Source organism: Kribbella sandramycini, assembly GCF_013131805.1.
GTDB lineage: Bacteria > Actinomycetota > Actinomycetes > Propionibacteriales > Kribbellaceae > Kribbella > Kribbella sandramycini.
Genome location: NZ_JABJRC010000001.1, coordinates 38,690 through 49,640, shown reverse-complemented (window position 1 = coordinate 49,640; position 10,951 = coordinate 38,690). Strand labels below are relative to the sequence as shown.

The window sequence follows — 10,951 nt, the reverse complement described above, 5'->3', positions numbered from 1 at the left end:
GGTGACGAGGAAACGGGTCCGCGCGGTGGCGCCGTGGGGCGGGCTGGTCGTGGTGTGGCTGGTGGTGACGCTGGCGGTGGGGTTGTTCGGGTTCTCGAAGGACTCCGAGCGGGTGACGATCGGGGCGCATGCGGCGACGGTGTCGCCGACGTTCGACGGGCACGCGACGCTCGATCTGGGCGCAGTGCTGCCGCGGCTGCGGATCCCGGCCGACACGCCGGGCGGGCTGGGTGTGAACATCGACGTCCAGGAGACCGACGCGGAGAACCTGACCGAGCTGCTCAACCGGGACGCGCTGATCGCGTCCCAGCCCGACGGCGAGATCGCCCGGATCCGCCAGGTGATCGAGGAGATGGCGATCGACAACGCCGTCGCCGGCGCGGGGACCGGTCTGCTGGTGGTCGTGTCGGTGGCGACGCTCTGGACGTCGCTCGGACGGCGGCGCCGTCGTGAGCTGTGGGAGCTGGTGCACACCCACGAACGCCGGTTCGAGCACCGGGCCGTCGTCGTCCTGGTCGCGATGCTGATCACGATCGCCTCGATCTTCGGCCCGGCCCGGATGCGCTCGGCCGATGTCGCCCCGACCGAGTGGCGCCCGCTCGCCGAGCTGTTGCCCGATCTGTCGCTCGACCCGCGCCTGCAGTCCGTCCAGGTCGCCTCCGGGTTCTCCACGACCGGCGGCGTCGGCATCATCAAGACCGCGATCGAGACCTACGAGCGCTCGACGGAGTTCTACGGCAAGCTCCGCGACCAGGTCCCGAAGGTGGGCGGCCGCATCCACCAGGCCACCGAGGGCGAGACCGTCGCCCTGCTGGTCTCCGACCGGCACGACAACATCGGGATGGACCCGGTCGCGGCCGAGGTCGCGAAGGTGGCCGGCGCCAAGGTGCTGATCGACGCGGGCGACGACTCGTCGTCCGGCCAGAAGTGGGAAGTTTTCAGCATTCACTCGCTCCGCGAGCACTTCAAGGATCTCAAGGTGGTCGCCGTGGCCGGCAACCACGACGCCGGCGGTCATATCGAGGAGGCGATGCGGAAGAACAACTTCACCGTCCTCGACAGCAAACCGGTCGAGGTCGAGGGCATCCGCTTCCTCGGCGACAGCGACCCGACCCGTACCGGTCTCGGCAGCGCCGACAGCCCCGGCGACGAGACGATCGCCGAGCAGTCCACCCGGCTGGCCGACGTCGCCTGCGCCCAGCCCGACGACGAGCGGATCTCGACGATGGTCGTCCACGACCCCTCGTCGTACGCCGAAACGGCAGCCCGCGGCTGCGCGACGCTGCTGCTCTCGGGGCACCTGCACCGCCAGGTCGGGCCGGACCACAAGGTGGTCGACGGGCGCGCGGTGACGACGTACACGAACGGGACGACCGGGGGAGCGGCGTACGCGTTCGCGCTCGGCTACACGCTGCGGCGGCCGGGGGAGATGACGCTGATCACCTATACCGGTGGCCGGCCGATCGGCCTGCAGACGGTCAGCGCGGGCCTGGACGGGCAGATCACCGTCGGCGCCTACAACCCCTTGCCTTCCTGACGAAACAGCCGCCGCGGGCCGTCGTCACAAAGTGTTGACTCAGCGGTAACGGGGGTGGACCAGCAGCCGAGTGGTCTTGTAGGAGTAGGGTTTTGTGACGTGCGTCGCGCAAAGATCGTTTGTACGCTTGGCCCGGCTACGGCCGCCCCCGAGCGCATCCTGGAACTCGTCCAAGCCGGTATGGACGTGGCTCGTCTCAACCTGAGCCACGGCGCCCATGCCGAGCACGAGCGGATCTATCAGCGGATCCGCACCGCCGCCGCGGAGACCGGTAAGAACGTCGGCATCCTCGTCGACCTGCAGGGTCCGAAGATCCGGCTGGCCGAGTTCGCCGAGGGGAAGGTCACGCTGACCTACGGCGAGCGGTTCACGATCACGACCCGGGAGGTGCCCGGTGACGTGACGATCTGCGGTACGACGTACGACGGCCTGCCCGGTGACGTGAACCCCGGCGACCAGCTGCTGATCGACGACGGCCGGATCGCCCTGGTCGCCGAGGAGGTGACCGAGACCGACGTGATCTGCCGGGTCACCGTCGGCGGCCCGGTCTCGAACCACAAGGGCATCAACCTGCCCGGCGTCTCGGTCAGCGTCCCCGCGCTGTCGGAGAAGGACGCCGAGGACCTGCGCTGGGCGCTGCACCTGCCGGCCGACATGATCGCGCTGTCGTTCGTGCGCGACGCGGCCGACATCCAGCTGGTGCACAAGATCATGGACGAGGAGGGCCTCCGGGTCCCGGTGATCGCCAAGATCGAGAAGCCGCAGGCGGTTGCCAACCTGGACGAGATCATCGAGGCCTTCGACGGTTTCATGGTCGCCCGCGGCGACCTCGGCGTCGAGCTCCCGCTGGAGGAGGTGCCGATCGTCCAGAAGCTGATCATCGACCAGGCCCGCCTGAACGCGAAGCCGGTGATCGTCGCCACCCAGATGCTCGAGTCGATGATCTCCGCGCCGCGGCCGACCCGGGCCGAGGCCTCCGACGTCGCGAACGCCGTCCTGGACGGCGCCGACGCGGTGATGCTGTCCGGTGAGACCAGCGTCGGCCGCTTCCCGATCGAGACCGTCAAGACGATGGCCCGGATCGTCGAGTCCACCGAGGACCACGGCCTGTCCCGGGTCAAGGAGATCGAGTGGGAGCCGCGCACCAAGGGCGGCGTCATCGCCCGCGCGGCCGCCGACGTCGCCGAGCGCCTCGACGCCAAACTCCTGGTCGCCTTCACCCAGTCCGGTGACACGGCCCTGCGGCTGGCCCGCTACCGCACCGAGATCCCGGTCCTCGCCTTCACCCCCGTCCCCTCGGTCTCCTCCTGGCTCTCGGTCGTCTGGGGGATCGAAACCCACATCGTCCCCACCGTCGACCACACCGACGAGATGGTCCGCCAGGTCGACCAGCGCCTCCTCGAACTGGGCACCCTCAACCGCGGCGACCTCGTCGTCATCGTCGCCGGCTCCCCGCCCTCCATCCCCGGCTCCACCAACGCCCTCCGCGTCCACCGCATCGGCGACGCCATCGAAGGCATCGCCCCCGCCTACCGAACCCCCAACCCGTAACACCCGACGACCAGGGCGGGCAGTAGACCAACTGCCCGCCCTCGTCATGTCTTCGGCCCGACGAACTCGTCGAGCCGTGCAACACCTTCGCGTCGCGCGACCGACAGGGCATTGCGGCGTGGCATGCGCCACGGGATGCCGAGCTGGTCGAGTGCCTGCTGGCACAGCCGCATGATGTCGGCCGACTCGTTGGAGAACTGGTACCTCGGATACTCGTACCGCTTGGTGACGCCGCCGGCCGTCCGAGACGTCCAGTTCGCAACGCGGCAACCGTCGGAGTCGAACAGACCGCGCAGGAACAACTCGGGGTACTGGGCAACGATCTCGTGTTGCCAGGGCTCGAGCGCGATGGGACGCAGATGCTTCGGCCCTTGGCCGTGCTGGGGGAACAGGCAGGTCCAGTGCTTCCAGTACGAGACGATCGACGTGTATCCGACCGCGACGACGCGGTGGACGGGCCGGTGGGCATGTACGGCGCGGACGACCGTGGCCGCGGCATCGATCAGCCGGGGATACGCGGTGTCGCAGGCGATCCGGAGTGCCTGGACGCCGTTCGCCTGGAAGGAGATGCAGCCGTCGCCGAGGTACAGGCCGAGGAGGTGAGCGTACGGCGGGTGCTCGAGGGCAGCGCCTTCACATCGTGGGCAGCCCGGGGGATCCGCCGGACTGTCCCGCCAGCTGCGCAGGGTGGACCTGCTGATGCCCAGACGTCGACTGATCGAGTTCAGGCTTTCGCCGCTGTCGATGGCCTGGCGGGCCAGGGCACGGGTCGGCGCGTCGTACATGAGATGACGCTCGCAGATGGCGTCGACAGTTCTGGTGCCCTGGGTGGGATTCGAACCCACACTGTATCGCGTTTGAGGCGACTCTCTCTGCCGTTGGAGTACCAGGGCCAACGGAGGAAAATCCTAGCTCATGGCGCAGGGCGCTCGGTGCATCGGGCGGGGGTGTGGGGTCGATACAGTGGCCCTTGTGACTGCTAAGCGTGTGGTGATCGCTGAGGACGAGGCGTTGATCCGGATGGATCTGGCCGAGATGTTGGCGGAGGAGGGGTACGACGTCGTCGGGCAGGCGGGGGACGGGGAGGAGGCCATCCGGCTGGCGGCGGAGTTCCGGCCGGATCTGGTGATCCTGGATGTGAAGATGCCGAAGCTGGACGGGTTGAGCGCGGCGGAGAAGATCGCGGGGGAGCGGATCGCGCCGGTGCTGATGCTGACGGCGTTCTCGCAGCGGGAGCTGGTGGAGCGGGCCCGGGACGCGGGGGCGATGGCTTATCTGGTGAAGCCGTTCTCGAAGGCGGATCTGCTGCCGGCGATCGAGATCGCGGCGTCGCGGTACGTCGAGCTGGCCGAGCTGGAGCGCGAGGTCGCGGATCTGGCGGAGCGGCTGGAGACGCGCAAGCTGGTGGATCGCGCGAAGTCGGTGCTGCAGACGAAGTTCGGGCTCTCCGAGCCGGATTCGTTCCGCTGGATCCAGAAGACCGCGATGGACAAGCGGGTCTCGATGCGGCAGGTCGCCGAGCTGGTCGTCGACGAGGCCGGCAGCTGACCGGCGTACCACAATCTGCCTGACGCGTCAGTCGTTGCTAGAGGCCCCGATGTCCGGGTGGGCACACATTGTCACCCGAAGGTGATCCGCCGTGGGAATCTGTTACGCACCGTGCCGAAATGTCGCAGCGACCGCCCGGTTCCCTTACCTTACCGAACCGTCTCCTGACCCTGTGTCATCAAAACCGGGCTAGGACAGGTCTCAGGATGCAAGACGATACTTACAGCGGTAACGACCTCACAACACAGCTCATGCGCTGTTCGCTTGGAACCTGTCCAGGGCCTAACCTGCCGGTGCTCGCGGCAATCGCGGGGGTCCGGGAATCGGCCGGACTATCCAGACATGGGAGGAACAGTGCACCAGCGTTCCGTAGTACGGGTCGGCGCGTCGCTGATCGTTGCGTCGTTGGCCCTGACTGCCTGCGGTTCACGCAGCGGCGACGAGGGCGGGGGCGGCGGGTCTGCGACCAAGACCGCCAAGATCGGCATCATCGCCCCGCTGTCGGGTGACCTGTCGGCGCTGGGCCTCGGCATCCAGCACTCCGTCGAGCTGGCCATCAAGCAGGCCAACGACAGCAACGCGATTCCGGGCTGGAAGCTCGAGGCCGTCCCGAAGGACGACGAGGGCAAGACCGAGCCGGGTAAGAACGCGGCCACCGCGCTCGCCGGTGACCCGGATGTGATCGGCGTCGTCGGCACGCTGAACACCAGCGTCGCCCAGCAGGTGCAGCCGGTGCTCGCGCCGAAGAACATCGCCCAGGTCTCGCCGGCCAACACCGGCCCGGGCCTGACCCAGGGTGCGGACTGGCAGGCGAACCCGAAGCGCCCGTACGCGAACTACTTCCGGACCTGCACGACGGACGCCGTCCAGGGCCCGTTCGCGGCGCGCTACCTGTTCGAGACCGCGAAGATCACCAAGGTCGCCACGATCCACGACAAGAAGGCCTACGGCCAGGGTCTGGTCGGCACCTTCACCGAGGAGTTCAAGAAGCTCGGCGGTGAGGTCGTCGCCGCGCAGACCGTGAACCCGGACGACTCGAACTACCAGGCCGTCATCTCGGCGATCAAGCCGTCGGCCCCGCAGGCCGTGTACTACGGCGGCGAGTACCCGCAGGCCGGTCCGCTGTCGCAGCAGATGAAGGCCGCCGGCCTGAACGTCCCGCTGATGGGCGGCGACGGCATCAAGGACCCGAAGTTCATCACGCTGGCCGGTAAGACGGCGACCGGCGACCTGTCGACCTCGGTCGGCGCCCCGACCGACTCGACCGAGGCCGGTAAGAAGTTCCTGGCCGACTACAAGGCGGCCGCCTACAAGGAGGACTCCGCCGCGTACGGCGGTTACTCCTACGACGCCGCGAACGCGATCATCAACGCCCTGAAGACGTCCCTGAAGGACGCCAAGGACGTCGAGTCCGCGCGTCAGGCCACGATCGATTCCCTCGGCAAGGTCTCCTTCGACGGCGTCACCGGTAAGGTCGCCTTCGACCAGTACGGCGACAGCACCTCCAAGGTGCTGACCGTCTACAAGGCCGAAGGCGCCGACTGGGCCACGGTCGAGACCAAGGCGTTCGAGACCAAGTAAGCAAGTCGACCTCATGTCTCGGGGGTGGGAGCGATCCTCCCACCCCCGTGGCATGTCGGAACCGAGGTAGTTGGGAGGTCGACGTGGACCAGTTCTTCCAGCAGCTCGTGAACGGGCTGACCCTGGGATCGCTGTACGCCCTGATCGCTGTCGGGTACACCGTCGTCTACGGCATCGTGCAGCTCATCAACTTCGCCCACGGCGAGGTGTTCATGATCGGCGCGTTCGGCGCGCTGACGACGTACCTGTTGTTCTTCGACGGCAAGACCGCGATCTGGGTCCTGCCGATCATGATTCTCGGCGCGATGATCGCGTCGGTCGGCACCGCGGTGCTGATGGAACGTGTCGCGTATCGTCCCCTGCGGAACGCGCCACGATTAGCCCCACTGATCACCGCGATCGGGATCTCGGTGTTCCTGCAGGAGTTCATCCGGCTGATGTACGACCAGCCCGCGTGGACGGTGGCGGTCTTCGCCGGTCTCGCGATCGCGGTCGGGTACGTCGTCGGTCAGCTGCCGGAGCGCCTGAACCTGGATCACCCGGTGTCGAAGTGGTACGACCGGGCGCCCCTGCTCGGCGCCGGCGCCGGAGCGGTGCTGCTGTGGATCGTCGTCCGCCTGATCGCGCGCGACGTGACCGTGCTGCTCGTGCCCGCCGTCATCATCGGCGGCGCGGTTGCCGGCACGCTGATCGGCTTCCTGTTCGCCTCGGCGGCGCGGAAGCAAGCCCGGACGACGACGTCGCCGAAGGCGATCGTGCTGGCGGCTGCCAGCGCGGCCGTGGCGGCCGAGCTCGGCTGGGTCATCTTCAAGACGCTGCTCACCAGCATCGAGTGGCCGACCGCCAAGCAGCGCATCCCGTTCCCGCAGATCGATGTGGTGACCGGCTCGGCGCTGACCGTCGGCGGCGTCACCATCCAGCGCTCCGCGGTCTTCACGATGGCGGCGCTGGCGGTGTGCGCGATCCTGCTCTGGTTCTTCATCAACCGGACCCGGATCGGCCGCGGTATGCAGGCCGTCTCGCAGGACCCGGACACCGCCCGGCTGATGGGTATCAACGTCGACCGGATCATCGTCGTCGCGTTCGCGCTCGGCGCCGTGCTCGCTGCGATCGCAGGTGTATCGCAGGGACTGCAGAACAACAACATCGAGTTCCGGATGGGCTTCCTGGCCGGTCTGAAGGCGTTCACCGCCGCCGTACTCGGTGGTATCGGCAACATCTACGGCGCGGTCGTCGGCGGCCTCGTCCTGGGTGTCGTCGAGGCGATGGCCACGCAGTACATTCCGGGGCAGTTCGGTGGTAGCACCTGGAAGGACGCCTGGGCGTTCGTCATTCTGATTCTGGTTCTGGTGTTCAGGCCGCAGGGCCTGCTGGGCGCGAGGGTGGTGGACCGCGCATGACGGATGTGCAGACCGAAACTCCGGCGGCGGAGGTTCCCGCCGCCCCGAAGGCCAAGCCGTTCGCCTGGCCGCTCGGCCTGGTCGGCGTGGCTCTGGTCGTGATCGGCTCGTTCCTGTCCTGGAGCTACGACGGCACGATCCTGAACAACCTGTCGATCAACTTCTACCCCGGCGGCCTGCAGATCCTCGCGATCGTGGCGGCCGTGCTGGCGCTGGTGCTGCTGCTCGCCGAGCAGCAGGGCCCGCTGTCCAACCTGGGGAACTGGCTGGACGCGACGCTGGGCCTGCGGGTCCTCGGCACCGGCCTGACGCTCTACATGGCGCTGGTCCTGGTCGCGATCTCGGTCGAGTCCGACGGCCTGATCAACGTCAACCCCGGCGGCTACGTGTCGTTCGCGGGTGCGGCGCTGCTCGCCGTCGGCGCCTGGCTGCTGCCGTTGCGGCCGCAGCTGCGCAACCTGAGCGAGGCGCGGACGCCGGCCTGGCTGGACATCCTGGCCATCGCCGTGCTGATGGCGGCCCTGCTGTTCGTCGCGGCGTACGCGCTCGGCCTGGAGGACGCCTGGTCGTTCATCCTCTGCCTGCTGTTCGTCGCGGTCGTCGCCACGGCGCTGTTCCGCACCGGCGCGATGTCGTGGGTGGCGCAGGCAGGTCAGCGGCACCGCAAGGTGCTGACGCTGGCGTCGTTCGCGGTGGCGTTCCTGTTCCCGTTCACGCAGAACGGGTCGGACGCGAACATGTCGATCGCGACCGCGGTGCTGGTCTTCGGCGCGACCGCGATGGGTCTGAACATCGTGGTCGGTCTGGCCGGTCTGCTCGACCTCGGGTACATCGCGTTCCTGGGCTCGGGCGCGTACGTCGCGGCGACGCTGTCGACGTCGGCGTTCGCGACCATCGGCTGGAAACCGCCGTTCCTGGTCGTGGTCCTGGTCGGCGCCTGTGTGGCCGCCGTCCTGGGGCTGATCATCGGTTCGCCGACGCTGCGGGTCTCGGGTGACTACCTGGCCATCGTGACGCTCGGCTTCGGTGAGATCTTCCGGTTTGCGATGTTCAACCTGGACGGCAACAACGGCCCGAACCTGACCAACGGCCCGAACGGTATCCCCGGTATCCCGGATCTGGAGGTGTTCGGCTTCAACTTCGGCGTCGCGCACCACCCGTTCGGGATCGAGCTCGGCCGGTTCTCGAACTACTACTTCCTGCTGCTGGTCCTGATCGGCGGCGTCATCCTCGCGTTCACCCGGCTGAACAACAGCCGGATCGGGCGTGGCTGGGTGGCGATCCGGGAGGACGAGAAGGCCGCCGAGGCGATGGGCGTGAACGTGTTCGGGCTGAAGCTGCTCGCGTTCGCGGTCGGCGCCTTCCTGGCCGGTCTGGCCGGCACCATCAAGGCCCACCAGGACGGCGCGGTCAGCCCCGACCAGTACATCTTCCTGGAGTCGGCGTTCCTGCTCGCCGCGATCGTGCTCGGCGGTATGGGCACCATCGCCGGCGTCCTGCTCGGCGCGACGATCCTGAAGCTGCTGCCGGAGAAGCTGCGGTTCTTCTCGGAGTACCGGCTGCTGCTGTTCGGCGTCCTGCTGGTGCTGATGATGCGCTTCCGGCCCGAGGGTCTGGTGGCGAGTCGCCGGCGGCAGCTCGAGTTCCACGAAGAGGACGAGGAGCTGGCCGAAGCGGTCGAACACAAGCTCCTGGTCGAGGAGGCCAAATGACCGTCACGGACACGACGCCGGCGCCGGCCCACCAGGTCGGCGGCCCGATTCTCGAGGCCTCCGGCGTGACGATGCGGTTCGGCGGCCTGGTCGCGGTCAACGATGTGAACCTGACCGTTCGCGAGGGTGAGATCGTCGGTCTGATCGGCCCGAACGGCGCCGGGAAGACGACGTTCTTCAACTGCCTGACCGGGCTCTACAAGCCGACCAGCGGGCAGGTCCGGTTCGCCGGGACGCCGCTGCCGCCGAAGCCTCGGGCCGTGGTGAAGGCGGGAATGGCCCGGACGTTCCAGAACATCCGGCTGTTCGCGAACATGACCGCGCTGGAGAACGTGATGGTCGGGCGCTACTGCCGGACCAGCGCGGGCGCGCTCACCTCGGTCCTGCACGGCCCGAAGTTCCGCCGCGAGGAGCACGAGACCCGGGTCCGCGCCCAGGAGCTGCTGAACTTCGTCGGTCTCGGCCGCTCGACCGAGCACCTGGCCCGGAACATGCCGTACGGCGACCAGCGCCGGCTCGAGATCGCGCGGGCGCTGGCCACCGACCCGAAGCTCATCCTGCTGGACGAGCCGACGGCCGGCATGAACCCGCAGGAGACCAAGCAGGCGATGGACCTGATCTTCAAGATCCGGGACTCCGGCCTGTCGGTCGTCGTGATCGAGCACGACATGCGGTTCATCTTCAACCTCTGCGACCGGGTGCTGTGCCTGGTCCGCGGCGAGGCCCTGATCGAGGGCACGCCGGGTGAGGTGCAGTCCGACCCGCGCGTCATCGAGGCCTATATCGGCACCGGTGAGGACGACGACGAGGACGACGACGACCGTCCGCAGGACGTCACCGAGGAGGCGAAGTCATGACGGCCAGTACCGAGGAGAAGCCGCTCACGGCGATGCTCGAGGTCCGCGACCTGGAAGTTGCCTACGGCAAGATCGTCGCGGTGAAGAAGATCAGCTTCAGCGTCGAGCAGGGGCAGGTGGTGTCGCTGATCGGCACCAACGGCGCCGGTAAGACCACGACGCTGCGGACGATCTCCGGGCTGCTGCGGCCGACCAACGGCGAAATCTGGTTCCAGGGTGAGCGGATCGACCACGTCCAGGCCCACGACATCGTGGCCCGCGGGCTGGCGCACTCGCCGGAGGGCCGGCGGATCTTCCCGAAGCTGACCGTCGAGGAGAACCTGCTGCTCGGCGCCTTCGCGCGCCGCGACCCGGCCGGTGTCCGCACCGACCTGGACTCGGCGTACGACCTGTTCCCGATCCTGGGGGAGCGGCGTAAGCAGCCGGCCGGCACCTTCTCCGGCGGCGAGCAGCAGATGCTGGCGATGGGCCGGGCGATGATGAGCCGGCCCAAGCTGATGATGCTCGACGAGCCGTCGATGGGGCTGTCGCCGATCATGATGAAGCGGATCATGTCGACGGTCACCGAGCTGCAGAAGCAGGGCACCACGATCCTGCTGGTGGAGCAGAACGCCCAGGCCGCCCTGAAGCGGGCCGACTACGGCTACGTCCTGGAGGTCGGCCAGATCAAACTGTCCGGCACCGGGCGCGAGCTCCTGGTCAACGACGAGGTCCGCAAGGCCTACCTCGGCGAAGACTGACCATCCGCATTTGGCTGGTTGACCA

Annotated in this window: 9 protein-coding genes and 1 tRNA gene; 8 read left to right on the top strand and 2 right to left on the bottom strand. The window is 68.1% G+C overall.

Features of this window, described 5'->3' with window-relative positions:
• Position 1 precedes the first annotated feature (1 nt).
• Positions 2 to 1,537, top strand: coding sequence for a metallophosphoesterase family protein (locus tag HPO96_RS00170; RefSeq protein WP_337796445.1), 1,536 nt, complete (start codon positions 2 to 4; stop codon positions 1,535 to 1,537).
• Positions 1,538 to 1,636: 99 nt separating this feature from the next.
• The gene (gene pyk, locus HPO96_RS00165) at positions 1,637 to 3,088 is read left to right on the top strand and encodes a pyruvate kinase (protein WP_171669929.1); all 1,452 of its coding nucleotides are present in this window, start codon (positions 1,637 to 1,639) and stop codon (positions 3,086 to 3,088) included.
• 44 nt (positions 3,089 to 3,132) lie between these two features.
• On the opposite strand, the gene HPO96_RS00160 is transcribed toward pyk, so the two are convergent.
• Positions 3,133 to 3,873 (bottom strand): transcriptional regulator, encoded by a 741-nt coding sequence (locus HPO96_RS00160; protein ID WP_171669927.1) that lies wholly within the window; start codon positions 3,871 to 3,873, stop codon positions 3,133 to 3,135.
• A 32-nt stretch (positions 3,874 to 3,905) separates the two neighbouring features.
• Positions 3,906 to 3,981: transfer RNA gene (locus HPO96_RS00155), tRNA-Leu, on the bottom strand.
• A gap of 79 nt (positions 3,982 to 4,060) precedes the next feature.
• Between HPO96_RS00155 and HPO96_RS00150 the strand changes: the two genes are divergently transcribed.
• The 6 genes from HPO96_RS00150 (at position 4,061) to HPO96_RS00125 (ending at position 10,926) form a co-directional block, all read left to right on the top strand.
• Positions 4,061 to 4,636: an ANTAR domain-containing response regulator gene (locus HPO96_RS00150; RefSeq protein WP_420371451.1), complete on the top strand. Its 576-nt coding sequence runs from the start codon at positions 4,061 to 4,063 to the stop codon at positions 4,634 to 4,636.
• A 342-nt stretch (positions 4,637 to 4,978) separates the two neighbouring features.
• The gene (locus tag HPO96_RS00145) at positions 4,979 to 6,217 is read left to right on the top strand and encodes a branched-chain amino acid ABC transporter substrate-binding protein (protein ID WP_202885434.1); all 1,239 of its coding nucleotides are present in this window, start codon (positions 4,979 to 4,981) and stop codon (positions 6,215 to 6,217) included.
• A gap of 83 nt (positions 6,218 to 6,300) precedes the next feature.
• Complete coding sequence (locus tag HPO96_RS00140; protein WP_171669924.1) at positions 6,301 to 7,617, top strand: branched-chain amino acid ABC transporter permease; 1,317 nt, start codon at positions 6,301 to 6,303, stop codon at positions 7,615 to 7,617.
• On the top strand, positions 7,614 to 9,329 hold the full coding sequence (locus tag HPO96_RS00135) for a branched-chain amino acid ABC transporter permease (protein WP_171669922.1): 1,716 nt from the start codon (positions 7,614 to 7,616) through the stop codon (positions 9,327 to 9,329). The genes HPO96_RS00140 and HPO96_RS00135 overlap by 4 nt, the downstream gene beginning before the upstream one ends.
• Complete coding sequence (locus tag HPO96_RS00130; protein WP_171669920.1) at positions 9,326 to 10,186, top strand: ABC transporter ATP-binding protein; 861 nt, start codon at positions 9,326 to 9,328, stop codon at positions 10,184 to 10,186. Before HPO96_RS00135 ends, HPO96_RS00130 begins: the two co-directional genes overlap by 4 nt.
• Positions 10,183 to 10,926 (top strand): ABC transporter ATP-binding protein, encoded by a 744-nt coding sequence (locus HPO96_RS00125; RefSeq protein WP_202885433.1) that lies wholly within the window; start codon positions 10,183 to 10,185, stop codon positions 10,924 to 10,926. The genes HPO96_RS00130 and HPO96_RS00125 overlap by 4 nt, the downstream gene beginning before the upstream one ends.
• The last annotated feature ends 25 nt before the right edge of the window (positions 10,927 to 10,951 follow it).